Source organism: Indolivaga alginatilytica, from assembly GCF_003201355.1.
Taxonomy (GTDB): domain Bacteria; phylum Bacteroidota; class Bacteroidia; order Bacteroidales; family Dysgonomonadaceae; genus Dysgonomonas_A; species Dysgonomonas_A alginatilytica.
This window is the reverse complement of the sequence record NZ_QICL01000024.1, coordinates 22,525-43,321: the sequence shown is the minus strand read 5'-3', so window position 1 is coordinate 43,321 and position 20,797 is coordinate 22,525. Positions and strand designations below refer to the sequence as shown.

The 20,797-nt window shown below is 35.2% G+C and carries 22 protein-coding genes; 7 read left to right on the top strand and 15 right to left on the bottom strand.

All coding sequences use genetic code 11. The features are described 5' to 3' along the window. Nucleotides 1–128 precede the first annotated feature (128 nt). Nucleotides 129–1,370 (top strand): AAA family ATPase, encoded by a 1,242-nt coding sequence (locus CLV62_RS15920; RefSeq protein ID WP_170120076.1) that lies wholly within the window; start codon nucleotides 129–131, stop codon nucleotides 1,368–1,370. A gap of 6 nt (nucleotides 1,371–1,376) precedes the next feature. After that, nucleotides 1,377–1,802, top strand: a complete 426-nt coding sequence (locus tag CLV62_RS15915) for a hypothetical protein (RefSeq protein ID WP_110311765.1) — start codon at nucleotides 1,377–1,379, stop codon at nucleotides 1,800–1,802. A 9-nt stretch (nucleotides 1,803–1,811) separates the two neighbouring features. On the opposite strand, the gene CLV62_RS15910 is transcribed toward CLV62_RS15915, so the two are convergent. Continuing rightward, nucleotides 1,812–2,960: an endonuclease/exonuclease/phosphatase family protein gene (locus CLV62_RS15910; RefSeq protein WP_110311764.1), complete on the bottom strand. Its 1,149-nt coding sequence runs from the start codon at nucleotides 2,958–2,960 to the stop codon at nucleotides 1,812–1,814. A 369-nt stretch (nucleotides 2,961–3,329) separates the two neighbouring features. Next, nucleotides 3,330–3,782 (bottom strand): hypothetical protein, encoded by a 453-nt coding sequence (locus CLV62_RS15905; protein WP_110311763.1) that lies wholly within the window; start codon nucleotides 3,780–3,782, stop codon nucleotides 3,330–3,332. Nucleotides 3,783–4,017: 235 nt separating this feature from the next. On the opposite strand from CLV62_RS15905, the gene CLV62_RS15900 reads away from it, so the two are divergent. Continuing rightward, complete coding sequence (locus CLV62_RS15900) at nucleotides 4,018–5,832, top strand: DUF349 domain-containing protein (RefSeq protein ID WP_110311762.1); 1,815 nt, start codon at nucleotides 4,018–4,020, stop codon at nucleotides 5,830–5,832. A gap of 181 nt (nucleotides 5,833–6,013) precedes the next feature. Beyond that, nucleotides 6,014–6,514, top strand: a complete 501-nt coding sequence (locus CLV62_RS15895) for a flavodoxin (RefSeq protein WP_110311761.1) — start codon at nucleotides 6,014–6,016, stop codon at nucleotides 6,512–6,514. 121 nt (nucleotides 6,515–6,635) lie between these two features. Here the strand turns inward: CLV62_RS15895 and CLV62_RS15890 are convergent, their stop codons facing one another. From CLV62_RS15890 to CLV62_RS15865, 6 genes are all read right to left on the bottom strand, one after another. Further along, the gene (locus tag CLV62_RS15890) at nucleotides 6,636–7,142 is read right to left on the bottom strand and encodes a cupin domain-containing protein (RefSeq protein WP_110311760.1); all 507 of its coding nucleotides are present in this window, start codon (nucleotides 7,140–7,142) and stop codon (nucleotides 6,636–6,638) included. 73 nt (nucleotides 7,143–7,215) lie between these two features. After that, nucleotides 7,216–7,659, bottom strand: a complete 444-nt coding sequence (locus tag CLV62_RS15885) for an acyl-CoA thioesterase (RefSeq protein WP_110311759.1) — start codon at nucleotides 7,657–7,659, stop codon at nucleotides 7,216–7,218. A 20-nt stretch (nucleotides 7,660–7,679) separates the two neighbouring features. Further along, nucleotides 7,680–7,973, bottom strand: coding sequence for a DUF721 domain-containing protein (locus CLV62_RS15880; protein ID WP_050710619.1), 294 nt, complete (start codon nucleotides 7,971–7,973; stop codon nucleotides 7,680–7,682). Between the two features lie 2 nt (nucleotides 7,974–7,975). After that, on the bottom strand, nucleotides 7,976–9,076 hold the full coding sequence (recF, locus tag CLV62_RS15875) for a DNA replication/repair protein RecF (protein ID WP_110311758.1): 1,101 nt from the start codon (nucleotides 9,074–9,076) through the stop codon (nucleotides 7,976–7,978). 135 nt (nucleotides 9,077–9,211) lie between these two features. Further along, nucleotides 9,212–9,967, bottom strand: coding sequence for a DUF5040 domain-containing protein (locus CLV62_RS15870; RefSeq protein ID WP_110311757.1), 756 nt, complete (start codon nucleotides 9,965–9,967; stop codon nucleotides 9,212–9,214). Nucleotides 9,968–10,060: 93 nt separating this feature from the next. Then, nucleotides 10,061–11,431 (bottom strand): APC family permease, encoded by a 1,371-nt coding sequence (locus CLV62_RS15865; RefSeq protein ID WP_110311756.1) that lies wholly within the window; start codon nucleotides 11,429–11,431, stop codon nucleotides 10,061–10,063. A gap of 277 nt (nucleotides 11,432–11,708) precedes the next feature. On the opposite strand from CLV62_RS15865, the gene CLV62_RS15860 reads away from it, so the two are divergent. From CLV62_RS15860 to hisS, 3 genes are all read left to right on the top strand, one after another. Beyond that, nucleotides 11,709–13,049 carry an NAD(P)-dependent oxidoreductase gene (locus CLV62_RS15860; protein WP_245904105.1) on the top strand — a complete coding sequence of 447 codons (1,341 nt, stop codon included), beginning with the start codon at nucleotides 11,709–11,711 and terminating at the stop codon, nucleotides 13,047–13,049. Nucleotides 13,050–13,079: 30 nt separating this feature from the next. Then, complete coding sequence (locus CLV62_RS15855; protein ID WP_110311755.1) at nucleotides 13,080–13,742, top strand: oxidoreductase; 663 nt, start codon at nucleotides 13,080–13,082, stop codon at nucleotides 13,740–13,742. A gap of 428 nt (nucleotides 13,743–14,170) precedes the next feature. Continuing rightward, nucleotides 14,171–15,529: a histidine--tRNA ligase gene (gene hisS, locus CLV62_RS15850; RefSeq protein ID WP_110311754.1), complete on the top strand. Its 1,359-nt coding sequence runs from the start codon at nucleotides 14,171–14,173 to the stop codon at nucleotides 15,527–15,529. Here the strand turns inward: hisS and CLV62_RS15845 are convergent. From CLV62_RS15845 to CLV62_RS15815, 7 genes are all read right to left on the bottom strand, one after another. Continuing rightward, complete coding sequence (locus tag CLV62_RS15845) at nucleotides 15,513–15,974, bottom strand: hypothetical protein (RefSeq protein ID WP_110311753.1); 462 nt, start codon at nucleotides 15,972–15,974, stop codon at nucleotides 15,513–15,515. The genes hisS and CLV62_RS15845 overlap by 17 nt on opposite strands. 139 nt (nucleotides 15,975–16,113) lie before the next feature. Beyond that, nucleotides 16,114–17,001 (bottom strand): hypothetical protein, encoded by an 888-nt coding sequence (locus tag CLV62_RS15840; RefSeq protein ID WP_110311752.1) that lies wholly within the window; start codon nucleotides 16,999–17,001, stop codon nucleotides 16,114–16,116. Further along, a complete protein-coding gene (locus tag CLV62_RS15835) occupies nucleotides 16,998–17,249 on the bottom strand; it encodes an HU family DNA-binding protein (RefSeq protein ID WP_110311751.1) in 252 nt (83 codons plus the stop codon). Before CLV62_RS15835 ends, CLV62_RS15840 begins: the two co-directional genes overlap by 4 nt. 106 nt (nucleotides 17,250–17,355) lie before the next feature. Beyond that, nucleotides 17,356–17,637 carry a hypothetical protein gene (locus CLV62_RS15830; RefSeq protein WP_050708896.1) on the bottom strand — a complete coding sequence of 94 codons (282 nt, stop codon included), beginning with the start codon at nucleotides 17,635–17,637 and terminating at the stop codon, nucleotides 17,356–17,358. A gap of 169 nt (nucleotides 17,638–17,806) precedes the next feature. Then, nucleotides 17,807–18,643 (bottom strand): phosphoribosyltransferase family protein, encoded by an 837-nt coding sequence (locus CLV62_RS15825; RefSeq protein ID WP_110311749.1) that lies wholly within the window; start codon nucleotides 18,641–18,643, stop codon nucleotides 17,807–17,809. Further along, entirely contained in the window at nucleotides 18,621–19,298 is a 678-nt protein-coding gene (locus tag CLV62_RS15820; protein WP_110311748.1) for an HAD family hydrolase, read from the bottom strand. The genes CLV62_RS15825 and CLV62_RS15820 overlap by 23 nt, the downstream gene beginning before the upstream one ends. Continuing rightward, a complete protein-coding gene (locus CLV62_RS15815; protein ID WP_110311747.1) occupies nucleotides 19,298–20,797 on the bottom strand; it encodes a helix-hairpin-helix domain-containing protein in 1,500 nt (499 codons plus the stop codon). The genes CLV62_RS15820 and CLV62_RS15815 overlap by 1 nt, the downstream gene beginning before the upstream one ends.

The window sequence follows — 20,797 nt, the reverse complement described above, 5'->3', positions numbered from 1 at the left end:
TATTATATCTTTGAATTATACACTTATCTTTTAAGGTCGCAGACCTTTTATTGCTTTGGCAAGCATAACAACTAGAGACAGTTATGTTGATAAAATATCGTATTAAATATTTAACGCTACTTAAAGAAATGGCTAAAGAGAAACTTATTATCAAGAATTTTGCCGGATTTGAACATATCGAATTCGATTTTAAACCTATAAATGTATTTATAGGGCCTCAAGCTGCCGGGAAGAGTATAGTGATAAAATTGGCGTATTTTTTTAAGTCGTATTTGGAAGGTGTAGGAAAGTTAAACAGCTTACCTTTTGAACAATATGATCAATATTATCAAAAAATATTTTTCAAATATTTCCCTAGCGGATCTTGGAATGACAAGGAATTTGAGATTACATACTCCATTGAAGATAAAATCTCAATAACAGTAAAAGGCGGAAAATATTCTGTTATGAATATAAATTTTTCTCCCTTCATGGAGATTTTCAAACAAACTGTCACAGATGGAATTGAGCTCTTCAAAAAAGCAGAAGATGATACAAATAGTCTAAAAAGTAGACATTTCATAGGTAAAGAAGCTCTTAGAATAAGAAGCTCATTTAAACTTCCCAAAGTATTAGAACATATACAATATTTTATTCCCGCCGGACGAAGTTTTTTTTCGAATGTTCAATCAAATATATTTAGCTTATTACAAAATGAAAATTCGTTAGACCCCTTTCTTCTTGAGTTTGGATCTTATTATGAGCATGCAAAAGATCTACAGGATTTTATTGATTCTTATATAGAAGATGACGACAATTTCAAATCTGTAAATAAGATCTCCTCTGATATTATTAAGGGGAATTATACCCAAGATGAAGGTCAGGATTTTATAGCTCAACAGGATGGAAGAAAAATTAATCTTCTAAATGCATCATCAGGACAACAAGAGGCTTTGCCTTTAATTTTGTTTTTACAATCTATTATAAATAGCCACCTCTCGACTCTTTACATCGAAGAACCCGAAGCTCATTTATACCCTGATGCTCAAAAAAAGATGGTGCAGTTATTGGCTAGAGTTTATAATTCAGCTAATTCTCAGCTGTTTATTACAACCCACAGTCCCTATATCCTTGCAGCATTTAATAATCTAATCGAAGCCAGCAATATTATAAAAAACAAGCCCGAACTGGCTGAAAAAGTGTACAACATCATCCCCAAAGAAGAAGTTATAAAAGTAGAAAATTTGATTGCCTATTCTATAAAAGATGGAAAAAGAACTGTCCTTTTAGACGAAGAAAACAATCTCATTTCTCAAAACATTTTAGATGATGTATCGAACGAGATTGGCGCTGAATTTGGAAAACTTCTAGACCTTGAATTTGGAGAATAAAACATTATGGAAGAACTAAAATGTGAATGTTCTGCAATAGTTACACACTCTCTAATTGTTTGCGAAGAAAAAAGAAGTAAAATAACTTTTGAGAATAAAACGAAAAAAGAGATAAATAAAGTACAAGTAGATGGTTGCCAAATAACAGATCAGAACAACCATAAATGTGACTATCTGTTGGTTGATAATGAGTTGAGTATAGAATATTTCATAGAGCTTAAAGGGCATGACATCAATCATGCCTTAAGACAAATAGAAGCTACAATTCCACGATTAAGCCAATCAGCTCAGCAACAAACAAAATATTGTTTTATTATTTCATTTAGAACGCCAATGGCTAGTACCGAAATACAAATAAAACAAAGAGAGTTTAAGCGAAAATATAATGCAACTTTAATAATAAAGAGTTCACCATATAACCATCTATTATAACTAGAGAAACTACTTAAACTTAAGCCATGCCCAAATAGGATAGTGATCCGAATACTTGACATCGCCTACCGTACAGTTATAAGATTGTAAATTGAGGCTGTGCATGATATAGTCTATCCTGAAATAGAATCCGTCTTCGTGATAGGTTATTCCCATACCACGACCGGTGTATTTAAAAGAATCTAAGAAACTCCCCTTTATCGTTTCGTACGCATACGATATAGGGGGTTCATTAAAATCTCCGCATACAATCATGGCATCAGTCTTGTCTCGTTGCAATTTAATACAGTCCGCAATTATATTCGCTTGCACAGCTCTTGCTTTAAAAGCAGGATCCAAGTGGCTGCGAATGGTTTGAGTCACGGCATCCAATTTATTCCTGTTTCGGTCAATAACCAACTCTTTAAACAGAATCTTATCTTCATAAGTAAGTCTATTCGACTCTAAGTGGTTATTCACTATTGTTACCGACTTTTTGCCTATCTTGATTTCATACATTCCCGATCCGTTAAAGGCACTTTCAATAGGTACTCTAGCCACTTTCTCAATAGGGTATTTAGAATAGCATGCGAGTCCATACATACAAGAATTTATCGTATCTCCTAATCTTATTATCGACCGATAGGGATATTCAACCATTATTGTATCCAATTCTTCCAAAGAGATTATCTTATCTGTATTATCTTTACTTTTTTTCTCCTCCACTGCAAATTCCTGCATACAAATAATATCAGCACCACTATTGGCTATATACGAAAATATAGGATTACTGCGAGCTTCATCGCCTGTTAGCCAATCAAATCCCCTGACATTATAAGACATTACCTTAAAAGTCTTATCAGGAATAGTCTTAGTAGGAGAATTCAGTGGTATATAAGTACTGATTGCACTCCAACAAAAAACGAGTGCCACAAACTGGATGACAGCATATTTCCAACGAAGAAAAACAATCCAGAGGATAAGAAAGCAAATATTTATAAATAACAGAATAGGGAAACCCAATCCCAGATAAGAGATAAATACAAATTCGAAAGGAGAGGTTAGAGGAGCTAATGTTGAAAGAAAAAGTAGTAGAAAGAATAATACATTCACAGAAAGGATCATATATTTCAATCCTTTACTTACGTTTATTGCCCAGTACTTACTTTTGATACCCATATAACCCGTCTTTTTTTTTGAACAACGAAGATATACTTATCTGTTCAAATCAAATGTATTCTTTAATACTCTTTAATAGAAAATATAACATTGAATATTTAAGATTGTTTATGTCAATTGAAAAAGAAAGTTTTCAGGATGAAGCTCTATTTTCATTTATAAGCACAAAAAAAGTTTCTCCTTTGCAAGAAGAAACTTAATATCTATAATAATAAAACTCAAATAGAGTTAGTAGCTTCGGGGTAGTTGTCTTAATAAGAAACACTCTACCCCATGCTTAAAAAATAATTAGTTAGTGTGCTCGAGAAAGCTCGTTCGTATTAATAGAGTACAATAACTTCAAAATTCCATAAATCAGGAGAAAAAATATTAATCATTTTTGTAAGGAATACTTTTTGATTCACAAATTTCAATGATCTGGCTTTTTACTTTCTTTAAATCATCATACTTTAAACCGCTGATATCTACAGTGTATTGTTTGCCATCGGTTTCAGACATTTTGAGATAACTGACCCCCAATGCAATTTCTCTTACACTAATCCATTCTGCCTTATATACCGATTTCTGATTAGGCATCTTTACATAAATACTATCCGAATTCATAACAAATATAGGACGAGCAGCCCATACTGTTGCATTCAAGATCAGAATAGCCCCTAATACTACAAGAATCAAGGACGCAAAAAAGTCGAAAGTAAAGGTACTATTCAACGCTTGTACCACCGATTGATATAATCCTAAAAGAATTGCATAGCCCCCGATAATAAAAAACAAAGTCTTTTGACTTTTCGAATCATTATAATTAATTACATATTCATTCATCTGGTTTCGTTTTATATTTATACATAACAAAGGTAAAATTTTAACCGATATTATATCTATAAATGATTTCTAAAATAATCTCGAAATTTTAAGCTGTAACATAGCTAATATCCTAACTAATCTAACAATATGAACAAAATAAAGTTGAGAAATAGCCTTAATACGGAAAATATTTTATTAATTTGTGTTATAAGAAAATTAAGAAGTGGATTACCGAACCTAATTACCCCCTATTATGAATGAGAATATTGATCCTGCATTGTCTCTAAACGAAGAAACAGAGAATAAACAAGAGCAAGCAGAAATAGCTACTGAGCCTCAAGTGTCAGAGTCGAAGACTTTTACAAAAGAGGAGATTATAAAAAACTTACAAGAATTATCAGTTAAAGCAGAAGTACCAACGCGTGCCGATGTTGATAATTTGAAACAATCGTTCTATAAATTAAAATCTGCAGAGAATGAAATCCTGAAAGAGCAATTTATAGCCGATGGAGGTGATGTTGATTCATTCGTTCTTCCGGGCGATCCGCTTGAAGAAGAATTTAAAACACTTCTTAATACCATAAAAGAGAAAAGAGCGAAAGCTTTGGCAGATGAGGAAAAAGTAAAAGAAGAAAATCTTCAAAAGAAAGAGAGAATCATCGAAGCTATTAAGAATCTTACAGAAAGCACAGACGATTTTAATAAGCTATACAAAGAATTTAAAGACCTTCAGCAAAAGTGGAACGAGATCAAACTTATTCCCGCTGCAAAGGTCAACGAAATATGGAAGGCCTACCAACTCCATTCTGAGAAATTCTATGATCTGATAAAGATAAACAATGAATTCAGAGATTATGACTTTAAAAAGAATCTGGAAATAAAAACGGGCATCTGTGAAGTCGTTGAAAAACTTCAAGAAGAACCGGATGTAGTTTCGGCATTCCACCAATTACAGAATTTCCATCACCAATGGAGAGAAATAGGGCCTGTGGCTAAAGAATTCAGAGATGAAATCTGGGAACGTTTCAAAGCTGCATCGACCGAAATCAACAAAAAACATCAAAGCCATTTCGAAGACTTAAAAGGTCAGGAAGAAAATAATCTGACTGAAAAAACTGCTATATGTGAGACTTTAAAGGCAATTGACTATTCTCAACTTAAAAATTTTAAGGATTGGGATGAAAAAAGCCATGAGATTATTGCACTTCAAGCGAAATGGAAAACAATAGGATTTGTCCCTAAAAAAGTAAACAGCCAGATATTTGAGCAATACCGTGCTTTATGTGATACTTTCTTCGAGAAAAAAGCAGAATTCTTCAAGCATCAAAAAGATGATATGGAAGAAAACCTTAACAAGAAGAGAGCCCTTTGCGAAAAGGCTGAGGCATTGAAAGACAGCACCGACTGGAGAAAAACAACTGACGAACTTATTGCAATCCAAAAAGAATGGAAAACAATAGGAGCAGTACCTCGTAAATATTCGGATGCTATCTGGAAACAATTTGTCACAGCTTGCGATTATTTCTTTGAGCAAAAGAACAGCAATACCTCTTCTCAAAAAGAAGAAGAAGTTGCCAACCTTGCCAAGAAGAAAGAAATTATAGAAAAAGTAAATGCTTTATCTGAACAAACAGATCTTGCTGACCCTATGGGCACTTTACGTGAGCTTATGGATGAGTGGCATCAGATAGGTTTTGTTCCTTTCAAAGAAAAAGACAAAATCTATAAAGAGTACCAAGCTGCGCTTGATGTTCAATTTGATCGTTTGAAAATGGATAAATCGGAGCGCAGACTGCAATCGTTCAAATCGAATGTGGATGATATTGCTAAATCCGAAAGACCTAAAGGCAGATTGTTCAGAGAAAGAGACAAGTTGATGCACCAATTCAACAAAGTGAAATCTGATTTGCAGACTTACGAAAACAACATGGGATTCCTTTCTATATCTAAAGGAGCCGGTGGTCTGTTGAAAGATATGGAGCACAAAATTCAGGATTTGAAGAACGAATTGGAACTTATTGCTCAGAAAATAGAAACTATTGATACCAATCTAAACTCTATCGATTAGTATTTAAAATCAAGTATATAAAGAAGGCAAATCAACGGATTTGCCTTCTTTGTTTTCTGTAAAATAAAAAAATTAGGAAATACACACAAACATTATCTAGATTTGAATGTTATTACTTAAAATCACATTAAATTATAACTTGACTATAAATTAATATAGAAAAGAAAAAAAATACTAAATTATGAGCAAAATAGCGATCGTTTATGGAACTTCAACCGGTGCAACCGAAGGTGTAGCATCTAAAATTGAAAAAGTATTAGGAAATGCGGAAACTCAAGTCTTCGACGTAGCCAGAGTAACTGTTGACCAATTGAAACCTTTTGATTTTCTAATTTTAGGAGCATCAACTACTGGTTATGGTGATCTTCAAGATGATTGGGACTCTTTCCTTCCTAAATTCAAAACACTTGACTTTACAGGAAAAAAAGTAGCATTATTCGGATTAGGAGACAGTTCTTCTTATTCTGATACATTTGCAAACGGTATGGCCGTTATTTACGAAGCTATTAAAGACAATGCAGAAATTGTAGGAGCAGTATCAACAGAAGGTTATACTTACGATGATTCGGAAGCTGTTGTTGACGGAAATTTTGTAGGCTTGGCTTTGGACGAAGATAATGAATTCGATCAAACTGATGCTCGTATTGCTGCATGGGTAAAAGATCTTAAACAATACATTTAAGTATATACACTATATGACAACAAATCGCCCGACTTAATAAAGTCGGGCGATTTATATTTATTTTCATCTTCGAATGTTTGTTGCATTTACATTAGAGATTGTTTGATTTCTAAGACAGGGATTATCCTTCTTCATTTTCGATTTGTTTCCATTTATCCCGAATATTCTCTTCTCCTTCAAAATAATTTACTTTAGAATCTTTATTAAATATCTCGTATGTTGGAGCTATAAATAATTTATTCGAGTCCGGATATTCACAGATGTCATGTCCGATAAAAGTTCTTATATCCAAATAAGTGCAAACCTCCGATGTATGATTGTATAGTTGATGTGCTCCAGTTTCGCCCATCTCAAAAAAAATCAAATCTCCGCCATTAACAACTTCGAGTCCTTTTGGGCTTCTTAAGGTTGCAGAGCCCGAAATTATCATAAATAACTCTTCTGCAAATCTGTGGAAATGATAGGGCGCAGAATATTGACCGGGATTTAATTGTCGTAAATCGAAATTTAAATTTTTAGGGTTTATTCCGTTTCTAATTCTGGAGGCATCGGTGAACACCTTGAAATTGTCAATTTTATTCGGCTCTTCTTTAAATTCCCTTTGATCTGATTTTAATATTGTAGCCATAGTCTTTGAATTAAATTGTGTATTAATCAATATTTAATTTCCGGAGGAGTAGGCAATTTCTTGTTTGATATTTCTAGAATTTTAGTCCTTCAAACTCTGACATTCCGTGTCTCCATATTTCGGGAACTGCCATTGCCTGATTTGTTTTAGGGTTATAGGCTACAACAACCGAATTACAGCGGCATTTTATTTCGCCCGTTAGTATATTCCTTACTTGTTGTAGAAAAACCACGCTTTTATTTCCTATTTTGGTTACCTTAGTATCCACTGCTACTTTTTCTTTATAAAATACGGGAGCTATAAAATCGACCTCTATTCGCGCTATTACTATTATACCGTCTGTCCAACTTACATATGACGTTCGCAGATTCTCCAAATAATCAATCTTTCCCAGATCAAAGTAACTAAAGTATATATTGTTATTAATATGGCCTAATGCATCTATGTCGTTAAAACGAATCTGTATGGGTAATGTGCTTCTAAATATATCTTTCGATACCTCTTCTTTAACTTCCATTTTTTAATTTACTATTGAACTTATCTGAATATAATGTCTTTTACAACGTTCAATCCGGCGTGTGTATTCAGATTTGCTATTAATTTATCCTTACACATTATTAGTTCCGAACGTAGAACCGATGATGTCAGGTTTACATATAATATATTGTTTCTTAAATATACATTCGTAGTGTATGATGCAATAACCGGACCAAGAGTTTTCCCCCAACCACTTATCACACGACTTTCTGCCAGTTTACGTTTGAAGAATTCATTTTCCTCAAAAAACTGTTTTAGAACTTCGCCCAAGCTTTCGGTATTTCGCTTTCTCATACTTATTTTAATTGATTGATTCCTCCACCTTCTACCTGATACAAACTATAATCACTATTAAGATCTTTAAGAATCTCATCCAAATGATCTCTATTTGTATCTGTGATAAAAATCTGTCCAAAATTATCTTCCGATACCAGTTTTACAATTTGTTCCACTCGTGTTGAGTCCAATTTATCAAAAATATCATCCAGTAATAAGATAGGCGTAGTTGATCCTGCCTTTTTCAAGAAATCAAACTGAGCCAATTTCATGGCTACTACATACGTTTTATTTTGTCCTTGCGAACCAACTTTCTTTATAGAATAATCATCCATTCGCATATCTAAATCATCACGATGGATTCCGGCAGTTGTATAACCTAATATTTTATCTCTTTCGCGTTTTTGTTTCAATAAAGCAACCTGATTCTCGTCTTCTAATTGCGATTCGTATTTCAACTCAACAGTCTCATTCGACTGACAAATGAAGTTATAGTAATACTGAAACGTGGGTATAAATTGCTCTATAAATGCTTTTCGCTTAGCATATATAATATGACCTTCATAAGCTAGCTGTTCTTCCCATAGCTCGTAAAGCGAATCATCAGCCTGCATATCCGATTTCAATAATGCATTACGTTGCTGCAAAGCTTTATTATAGCGAATAAGGGCATGCAGGTAGTCTTTGTCGAACTGAGACAGCACAACATCCATAAATTTACGGCGCTCTTCGCTACCTCCTGTTATGAGATCCGAGTCGGAAGGAGAAACCATAACTAAAGGCAAACAGCCGATATGATCGGATAGTTTTTCGTATTCTTTCTTGTTACGCTTAAATTGCTTCTTCTGCCGTCTGCGTAAACTACAAAAAAACTCTTCTTCGGCAGCTCCACCCAACAGGTAATATCCTTGAATCAAAGCAAAATCTGCATCGTGCTTGATATTCTGGGAATCAACCTGATTATTATGACTCTTACAGAACGAAAGATAATATACAGCATCCAGCAAGTTAGTCTTTCCCATCCCATTATTTCCGATGAAACAATTTAATTTTGGAGAGAAAGTCAACTCTGCCTGCTCTATATTCTTATAACCTAATATCGATATACGTTCTAAAATCATATTAGCACAAAGATAATAAAAATAGAAAGAGCTTTATTCTATATTACCATTCATCAGTACCCCAAAATCAATTAAAAAAGCATAAGCTTAAAGTGCCTATGCTTTTAAATCTCGTATTACAAGAAACTATATTTTTTATTTGATTGGCAATACTTTTTTCATTGTATCCACAAATATAGCAGCCATATGTTGCTGTATAAATTTATCCTCTCCTCTCAGTTGATGCCAGCCATATACAACCCCATCTATGGTTTCTGTATTATCATCAGCATACAAAGTACTCATCTGTTGCTTTGTTACGGGGTGAGGTGTATTCTTGGAGAATCCGATATACCTATCAAACTCAATCACCGGAAAGCCCCATTTTTGGGCTAATAAACGAACTGACTCATTATAAATAGGACGTGCATCATGCCAATGAGTGGACAGAACTATAATAACCGGTTTTCCGGACTGGGTATTGTAATATTTTGAATCCTTATCAAATTTCAGATTATAACAATCTGATATGTACTTTTTAATAACGTAATCATAAGCGGCAGCATAATTAGACCGATCGAAAGGAACCTTGTAATCTCTATAATTTTCCTTCAACTCCGAATCTTCAAATACATCCATATTGTGCACATGCATTATCACAAACGCATCGGCATCCTCTAATTCCTGTTTAGAATATAATGTACCCTTAACCATCCTATTTGCACCATCGGCAATTGCCTCAGCACCTACAGCTTTGTTTAGAGCCCTTGCATGTAATTCTTTGCAACCAATCTCAAACCAACCATTCTGATAGGAGGCAAACGACGCTCCCGTCATCAATATAGTATACTTTTCTTGTGCTGAAACACATATAAAACCGAATAAAAAAATAAATAAAAAGAACTTTTTCATGATAAATAAAAGATACAAGAGGAACACGAGGTTTACTTTGTCAGTACACCTAGCCTCTAACTTAAACATTAATATTAAATACGTTGATTTGTTTTAGTCCTCCAGATGGGATTTCCTAAATATCGGATAACAGAATAATCCGACAAGCAATAGTCCAATGGATATAATCCAATAAATAACAGGCACGATAGAACCTATAAACCCGAAATAAAGAAATATTATTGAAAAGGCAAAAGCAAGAAAGAGTCTTACATGATTAGCTTTTGACGATTGCATTTTCCCCTTCCTTATCAATACATATTCCGAGATAACAGTTACCAGATAAGTAGGCAGATTAATAAAAGCAGCTACCGTAGTTATATTCACAAAATGGGAAAGACCTTGAGTATTACCACTTATGTCCGAGTAGAAGTTCAAAAAGAAGAATATTGAAGTTATTAAACTCGAAGCAATCAATGCCACATATGGTGTAGCATATTTCGGATGAATTTTAGCAAAAGATGCAATGAAAAATTTATCCTTACTTGCTGCGTATATGCTTCTGCCTGTGGTAAGAATCCACCCTGATAAAGCTCCAGCCACTGATACTAAAATAGCCACATTAACGATATCTCCACCTATATTTGTATTTAAAGCCAAATTAATAGCATCGGCAAATGGAGAACTGGACTCTGCTAACCGATCTTGAGGTATGAGAGCAAAAAGTGAAATATTAATCAGAATATAAATAATTCCTACAATAGCCAATCCCCAGACAACACTCCGCTGAATATTTCGCTCCGGATTCTTTATTTCTCCCCCTGCCATTGTAGAACTTTCGAGACCTGTAAAAGCCCAAAATATCAAAGCGATTGCAGCCGAAAACATAGTGAAAATATCTGTTTCTCCTTGTAGAGACAAAGGTGATGAATTACTTCTAAAAAGATCAAAATTCAAGTGAGGTATAGCCAATATAATAACTAAAATAAACACACTCGCTTTCAGAATGGTAGTAACGATACTAATCCATCCTGCAAATTTCACCCCACATATATTGATATAAGTGAATAGCCACAATATAGATAAAGTGGTGACCAGTTTATAAAAAGGAAAATCAATAGCCGGAATCAATTGGGCTAGTTGTGTGAAGCTGAGATCTACAATCGCAGCGTTGCCCACTGCCGAACCAACCCACCAAACTAGACTTACTATATATCCCCAGAATTTACCCAATGCCGCTTCGGTGTATACAACCGGACCTCCAGCTTTAGGGATAGACCGGCTCAGATTGCCATAGCTTAGGGCGATAATTGTAGCACCAATAGCAACTATAACCCATGCTAATATAATAATGGGCGGTGTAGCTACTTTTGCCAGAGCTGAAGGGAGTCCGAAGACTCCCGAGCCAATCATATTTCCTACGACAATAGTAATTGCAGCAACAAGGCCTAGGTCTCTTTTAAGTGAAGTATTTTGAGAAGACATTTATCAATAATTAAAAAACGAACGCAAATATAAGAAACAAATATAGCTTGAGGGGTACCCTATTCCGAATATTTCTTTCGTCACTAAATTGAACATATTAAGCTTCATTTGTGAAAGAAAGGGAAAAAATATTTTTGTACATAACTCACTTACCGTAGGGTATTACTTGCTATTTATTTTCTCATAGAATATATATATGATATATATGTATTATTGATTACTCGGAATAACAAAGAATGCCTATATTTGCTACTTGGAACAATCATAATTAATAAAAGTGAATAGCGATACAGATAGAGAGCAAATTATAGGATTAGCTGAGCTACATGCCGGTTATACTTTGAAGGAAGCCATTGATGAGGCTAAGCGATGTTTAAATTGCAAGAACCCATTATGTGTACAAGGTTGCCCCATTGAACATAAGATTCCTGAGTGGATAAATCAATTATCGAAAGGAAATATCGGTGGTGCAATGGAATTGATTAATGAAAAAAGTAATCTGCCCGCCATTTGTGGTAGGGTATGTCCACATGAAAAACAATGCGAAGGTCACTGTATTCTCAATAAAAAAGGTAATCCTGTCCGGGTTGGAAAACTGGAACGTTTCATTGCTGACTTTGACAGCGAAATGGGATTATCGAAAGAACGTCTGAAAGCTAAGACCAGAGGTAAAGTCGCTGTTATCGGTTCAGGTCCTGCGGGTCTTACCGTAGCAGGTGATTTGGCTCGTGATGGTTTTAATGTTGTGGTTTTTGAAGGACAAAAAGAACCCGGAGGAGTCTTGTTGTATGGTATTCCCGAATATCGATTGCCAAATGATATAACACGCCGTGAGGTTAAGAAAATAGAGACTTTGGGTGTTACTTTCCGTAACAACTGTATTGTGGGTGAGAGTATCACCGTAGATGCGATGTTCGAAGAGGAGGGATTTGATGCAGTCTTTATCGGTTCGGGTACTTCTGTACCTCAATCGCTGAATATCGAAGGTGGTAATTTATTCGGAGTTTCTCAGTCGGCCTATTTCTTGCGTATGGTAAGTTTATTTGCAAGCGGAGATATTGACAGGGCAGAGGTTCCCTTGAGGGTGGGAGATAAAGTGGCTATCATCGGAGCCGGAAATGTAGCCATGGATGCTGCTCGTACCGCCTTGCGTATGGGGGCAGAAAGTGTTACTATTGTATATCGAAAGAAAGAAGAGGATATGCCTGCCTTGAGATCGGAATATCTGGAAGCAAAAGCGGAAGGTGTTCAATTTTTACTGGAAGCTGCCACTAAAGAATTTGTAGGAAAAGAGATCAAAGGTAATAGCATATTATCAGGCTTAAAGGTGGATACTGCTGACGGTGAGATTGTTTTGCCTGTAGATAGAATATTTTTGGCTGTAGGTTCAAAACCTGCTAATAGAATAGTATCTACTTCTTTGGGTATCGATGTTGATGAGCGTGGCTATATTACAACCAAAGAGCACCCTTATGGTATGACATCGCGTAGAGGTGTTTTTGCAGGTGGTGATGTTGTACATACTCCTCAAACGGTAGTATTGGCAATGCGTGAGGCAAAACGTGTGGCTTCGGGGATATCTCAGTATGTGGATGCCGTAAAACTATTAGGCGTATAAGGTTTCAATAAATTTTGTATAATTTAAAGTATGACCAAGAATAATAAAACAGCCATATTGTTAGGAGCTTCCGGCTTAGTCGGAAGTTTCTTACTTGATATTTTATTAAATAGTGAAGAGTATAGCTCTGTTGTTATTTTTGTTCGCAAAGAAATAGCTCGAAAGCATCCCAAGTTAATTGAACATATTATTGATTTCGACCGATTAGATAAGTATGCAGATTTGGTTCAGGGTGATGATTTGTTCTGTTGTTTGGGTACTACCATTAAACAAGCCAAGACTCGTGAGGCTTTTAAACAGGTTGATTATTATTATCCCCTTAAATTTGCCGCGATGGCAAAAGAAAATGGAGTAAAACAATATTTAATGGTGACTTCGATAGGAGCAAATGCCAATTCGTCTGTTTTCTATCTGAAAACAAAGGGGGAGTGTGAAGAGGCCATAAAAAAACTGAATATATCAAGTACATCTATATTTCGTCCGGCTTCTCTTTTGGGACCACGTAAAGTGGTGCGACCTCAGGAGAAGATAGGAGAAGTGGTAATGAAAATATTTTCTTTCTGTTTACTGGGAAAGCTTAAAAAATACAAACCGATACAGGCCGAAAAGGTAGCACAGGCGATGTATACTGTTGCTCAATCTCCAAAAGCAGGATTCAATGTATACGAATCCGATCACATACAATCCTTATAAAATATAGAATTTAGTTGATTGTTTTATCTATAAAATAAAGCATTATGGCTAAAAAGAAAACCAGTGCCAATAAGAGTTTGCCAATAACAATTGCATGTAAAAAGAGACAATTAAATAGAGGTGTCACTTTTGTTACTTTTGTTACCTTTTTGTCTCCCTTGTCTTTTTTATGATTTGATTTACTGTGTTTTATGGGAAGTGACAAAAGTGCACAGAATACACAAAAAGGTATACACTTAATGCTCCTTTTGTAACCTGAATTGTCACCTTTGTCTATTTTGCAATTTACTCTTATCTAAAAGAGTGGGCGAATGTGTATTTTTACTGCAATGGCAGCTTTAAAACTATTCTTCGGTTGTATCTTTTTATATACCTTTGCACATACACATAAAAAGAAACAATTAATTATTATACTTATATAAAAACTGATGCAAAAACCTTCTATAGTTAAAGGAACAAGAGACTTCTCGCCTGAGGAGATGGCAAAAAGAAACTATATTTTCGATACAATAAGAGAAGTCTATAAATTGTTTGGCTATAAACAAATAGAGACTCCTGCTATGGAAAGCCTTTCGACTCTGATGGGCAAGTATGGTGAAGAGGGAGATAAGTTATTGTTTAAGATTCTAAATTCAGGCGATTATTTGTCGGGTATATCAGAGGATGAATTACTCGCGAAAAATTCGAATCGTTTGACGACTAAAATATCGGAAAAAGGCTTACGGTACGATCTTACAGTTCCTTTTGCCCGCTACGTGGTAATGCACCGCAATGAGATAACATTCCCTTTCAAGCGTTATCAGATACAACCTGTATGGCGTGCCGATCGTCCTCAAAAAGGACGTTACCGTGAGTTTTTCCAATGCGATGCCGATGTGGTGGGGTCTGATTCTTTAATAAACGAAGTTGAGCTGATTCAAATAATTGAGGAGGTTTTCAAGCGTCTCAATATAAGGGTTTGCATCAAGATAAATAACCGTAAGATATTATCGGGAATTGCCGAGATAATCGGTGAACCTGAAAAAATTGTTGATATAACAGTTGCTATTGATAAGCTTGATAAGATAGGATTGGAAAAAGTAAATGAAGAATTGCAATCCAAAGGAATATCTTCGGAGGCAATCGAGAAGCTGCAACCAATCATTCTCTTAGAAGGTGATAATACCTCTAAACTGGAGACTTTAAAGAAGAGTCTTTCAGCTTCGGAGATAGGACTGAAGGGTGTTGAAGAGATTGAATTTATCCTGAATAAAATCAAACTGCTCAATGTAGGTGCTGAAGTAGAGTTGGATTTGACTTTGGCCAGAGGTCTGAATTATTATACAGGCGCTATTATCGAAGTGAAAGCTTTAGATGTTCAAATAGGCAGTATCACTGGAGGTGGACGCTATGACAATCTTACAGGTATCTTTGGATTACCTGATGTTTCGGGAGTTGGTATTTCATTTGGTGCGGATAGAATTTTTGATGTTTTAAATCAATTGGAACTCTATCCGGAGGATTCAACAACAAGTACTAAAGTACTGTTTGTGAATTTCGGGAGTGCTGAAGAAGATTATATACTACCTATCATCGCGAAGTTCAGGCAAAACGGTATTGCAGCTGAAATTTATCCTGAAGCTGCAAAAATGAAGAAGCAAATGTCATATGCCGATTCTAATAAAATCCCTTATGTTATTATTGTAGGAGAGGATGAAATGAGAAACCAAAAGGTAACTCTTAAAAATATGCACTCAGGAGATCAACAACTACTAAGCGTCGACGAGTGTCTTAGATTGGATCTGTAACATCATTAAGTATACTGTCAGCAAGATCTTTGGCTATTCTAACGCTGGCAGTATCATTTACATTGATTAAGTCATCGGAAAGACGTGGTATTTTTAGAATGACGTCTCTTCCCATATTTAAGGGGTTTCTTATTACTGCTTTATTTTCAATGTAGATATAGGGCCAGAACATCTCGTTTTTGTAAAATGTCGATGCAATGGTGTTTATACTAACGTTGTCTTGGTATATAATCACAGCTAAATATTGAGTAGAGTCATTATTTTCTAATATACTATACTGAGCTGTTTTGTCGAGTGTGGGATTTACTGCTACTTCCTCTCGGGAGTATATCTTTAAATAATAATAACCTCCTGCGAGAACACACAAAACTATAAATAAAATAAATAGGTGTCTTGTACTCGAATTTCTTCTCTTCTTTTTTCTTGATTTGCCAGATTTTCCCATCTTTGCTTATAAAATAAGTAATGTAAAATATTTATAGATGCATTTTGTGATTATAACAATTTATAGTTGTTATACTTACCGAAGTAATAATAAGGTCTCATACCTTACTTTGAATTATGAGTGGATATAAATTACCCGATTATCGAGTAGTCTTATAAATTTCATCACCTAAGGCTTGGGCTATAGATGCCTCATTGCCATTGTTCATATCTACCAGATCTACTGCAATTTTAGGCACCTTTGTTATGGAGCCGGCCTGTATTATGAATTGATTATTTACTATATTTTTATTTGCTTCATATATATATGGCCAATAAATATCGTTGCCATAATAAGTTTTTGCGATATATTGTAGCGAGACATCCGATTCGGGTATTATTATTCTGCTGTAGTTAATTGAATCTGCATTGTCTAATTCTTTAAAAGTTATAGTTTTAGATGTTTTTTCTTTAGGCTTAACAGAAGATCCCAGAAGAACCATATACCCAATTCCTAATAGTGCTAAAACGATTAAAGTGATGATGCAAGTCTTAACCAAGTTCAGTTTTCGATGATGAGTGGGTGGTGTGCTTACAATGCGGCTATTCCCGTTTTTCTCGGAGTCAAGAAAATTCCGAATAACAATAGCATCAGCAGCATCTTGTGGGTTCACATCATTGTTGTTAAGGCTTTTATCCTCTTGTTCATTAACCGTTATACCCTCCTCACTCAACGTGTACGATTGTATTTCCTTGTTTATATTCTCCTCATTAGAGCCTACATTTATAGGCTCTCTGTTTATATGAGATAAGTCGACCGATTTATCTATTGGGGTGTTGTTTCCGAGATATAAAATACGGTGCGAGTCACCACTTTTTATTACCCTGAACAGCCCCAGTCCATCCACTTTTATATGAGAATCGACAATAATAGATTTTTCTATCTCGGTGAATAGCTGACCAATAAATGCCTCGACAACACGCTCATCTAAAAGCGTTTGCTGTGCAATAATTCGACTTAATTCCGATTGATCTGTCTGCTTATTCATTTCCTTTTTGTATTTATACGCTCAAGAAGCCTTTCTATCGGTTTAAAGAACGTTACAGATGCTGGTTCCGTCTTTTTTCTCCAAAATGAGCCGAAATCAGAAATATCAACAGTCTTTCCCTCATCAAGTATAGAATATATACTTGACATAGTGGCAATATAGAGATTATGCACATCTTTTTCCGATATGTTTATTCCCTTTGCTTTTAAGCTATTCCTGATATTATCACACAATTTGGACTCGTCCATAATAATTAAAGTAAATGAAAGTATTAATAATATACTTTCGGGTTGTAACAGACTATAGCTCTGCGTACTGGCTAAGACATTAAACAGGTCTGAGACCTTAATTATATTATCTGCTAGATAAGAAGTTGATTTCTTTTTCTATAAATGCTACATCTTCAGTATCAATTCGCTCAAGAATACTGTTTAGTATTTCAACCGTAGGATTCAAATAGTTGATGTAGTATTCATCGTATGTTTCATCCATCAAACCTTCTTTGTCGTGAAGATTCTGTACTGAATTTTTATAATTTCTGGCAACATTTGACATATCTTCTCTAAATACCTCTAATGTTTCCTTCAGTTTAACTAATAACTCCTTCTGATAATTATAGGACGTTCTACTTGCCATTTTTGTTTTTTTATTATAAGTTATAATTTGAATCTGCCTACTTGCTGCAAAATTAAAAATAAAATTGGCATAAATGAACAAAGAGCAGAGATTAATCCGTTTTTAATTAAATTAATTTCTGTTAAAATTAAGAGCCAATTTTTTTTCTAAGATCTAATTAATTAGGTGTTTAAATTAATTTGATTAACATATTGATGTTGTCCAGGTAGTTTTCAAATTTAAAATATTCATTTCCTATTGCCTGATATAATACATCTTTCTTGAAATCAATAGTTTGCTTGTTGATGAATAGTTTGAATTTGTCCGGATCGGCATTCAATATATATTTAACAACTCGAGTATTGAATATGAATTTTTCATTTTTAATGATCCAATCAACTTTCTCCAGATCTTTAACAAAATAGTTGTTTAAATAGTTCTCGAATTTAGGAGAAATATTAGAATTAATTAATTCTGCAAAATATAGCATATAACAATCGTTGGATATCTGCGAATCATTCAGCATTTTAAGGATAATGCGTTCATGTGTGCCGGTTATTTTTATATCATCAAGAAATAACAGTTGCTTATCTTTGATATATTCTTTATCTACATGAAAACTGTCTCCACTGATTAAGTTGTAGCGATCTTCTGCCGACATTTCGCCATAATCTTCACGATAGGTAACAGTCCGGTTTATTTTAGTTTCCTGAACGATGGGGTATCCGTTTTTATATAGGAACAGATTTAGTTTTTCCACAAAGAAGACTTTCATAAAGAAAGAGGCTGTCGGAATGTACGAATATGCACTTGGCAGGACTACAATCTGCTTACCATCGTAATGATTCTTGAAGCATTTTTCGATAAATTTATCAGCTAATAAGTAACCAAATTCTTTAGCAATATTGATTGCTCCATGTTTGAATTTTGAATAGTCGTCGGGTGAGAATCCGAATTCATCTTCATTGTCTATAAGAAATCCGCTGAAATGGGTAATGTTGCCCTTATAACTTTGTTCTGATGTCATTAATCGTATAATTAGGATCTGTAATTAATAAGGCATTAAAGCCGAAGTTTTTTGCACCCTGATAATCGGCTTTAGGATTGTCTCCTATGTGCAGAACTTCATTCTTTGCAGCGTTTATGTGATTGTACACATGTTGGAAAAAATGAGATGAAGGCTTAGACGCATCTATTTCGTCCGAGAAAATCAGAAAATCAAAGTATTCAATAATACCAAGATCAGCTAATGTCGTTCGGAGTGTTTCACCTTCGATGAATCCTGTATTGCTTGACAGGTTTAATATATACCCTTCCTCTCTCAATTGAGAGAGGATTTGAGGAATGCTGTCATTCATAAATACCGGGCGATATTCTAAAAACAGAGTATCAGCTTGTTCACGGAGCTTAATTGCTACCTCCGAAGTAACTGCATCGTTCTGGGGAACCAACCTTTGTAAAAGCTCACGATACATCTTATTGGCAGATAGCTTTTTGCCACTGATCATATTGTAGCGGTCAAAAACATTATCAACTGAACGTATAAATGAATCTATCTCTTTAGGTGAGATATGTTTTATATTAAAAGTATCGGCAATCAGTTCAGCACGTTTGAGTTTAAACTCGGGATGAGATCTGATCAGGGTCATCCAAAGGTCGAATGATATATTTTTTATTTTCATTAGTTGTTTACCATTTGTACGACAATTAATCGCCCTCCGTTCTCTTTCGAAAGGAGTATTTGTTTATTGTCGGTTAACTCTACGGCTTCTCCAATAGCTATCTTTTTGCCTTCGGTCTTGTCTTCGAGATCGTTTAACCGTTGGTTTATCAGTAACCATTTGTTTTGATGAAAAACAAAGTAAGCTACGGGCTTTTTTTGATCGTCTGTCAATTTTTCATTTGGCCAAATATTTCTATTAACATGCCACATGTAGAGGTATTGGTTATTATAAACCATTAAGCGGTAATTATCTGGAGTGAATGTCCCTTCGTGGCGTGATGAATATAGGTTGAGGACTGGTAGTTGTCCTTTATAATCAGTTCCGCAAAATGGGCATTTAGGCTTTCGGCTGTTGTCGAATACGAACCATTTGTGCCAGCATTTAGAGTTTTGGCAAGGTTGTAAGAGGTCAACAGTCTTAAGTAAAGCATCCTCCCATTCGTTGGCTGTGGGGCGTGCCTGAGGATTGTGTAGCCCATCTATAAAGGCTCTGTCGAATAATTCTTTCAGATAAGGACCACATACCGTGTAAGGTATTTTGGTGGGGTCGGCTTGTGGCAGTTGGCTTGCTTGTAATTGAGCAGATTTAACTCTGTTAGAATCATCTGTCGGATGCTCAATAAATAAAGCCTTTTCGCCCATCGACAACTCTTCATCTTTGCCCGAATCTAAATCGTGTACCTTTCCACCTCGTAAAGGGTGACGGTACAACAAATACATGTAGACCATTACTGCAAGTGCATGTCTGTCTGTGGTGATGCTTGGCAGTTTACGATTAGGGTCATCTATTTTAAGATGCTTAGTTGCTATAACTTCAGGAGCAATGAAATCGGGTGTACCCAATACATCGGGTGGAAATTTTCCCGGAACTACAAGTCCGTCGATATCAATAATGGCAGCTCTACCTGATGTAGGGTCTACTAATACGTTCTTATATGAAAGATCTGAATGAGCCAATCCTGCTGAGTGCATACGCTTAACGGCTCTACCGATACGGATACAAATTTGCAGGTATTTAAACCAATCGCCTCTTTCTTCGGGAGCTAAGAATCTATTTTGATTTTTTGCCGAAGCGAACCATTTACCTTCTTTCTCGCGACCTTTTATTCCTAAGAAGTCATTGTTTACGGAGCCATATTTAAAAAAGAAACAAGGTTGATAGGTAGGACATACCAAGCCTAGTTTGCCGTTATGTTCAACTATCTTTGTAGGCCAGCAGTATAAATCCTGCCAATAATCTCCTCCTTCTTGTTGAAAAATACGTTCGCGATAGATGCCTGTTATATTCTGTAATCGATCTTTAGCGTTAAAGTCTTGCTTGTCTCTGAAAAAACCAACTACATACGATTTGTCGGGACTGAAATAAACATCTTTCATTCCTCCCGAACCTATTATTTTATCAACAAACTGAACGGTAGAACCGTCAGTTGCTTTTATTGTTATGATTTTATCGCTCAT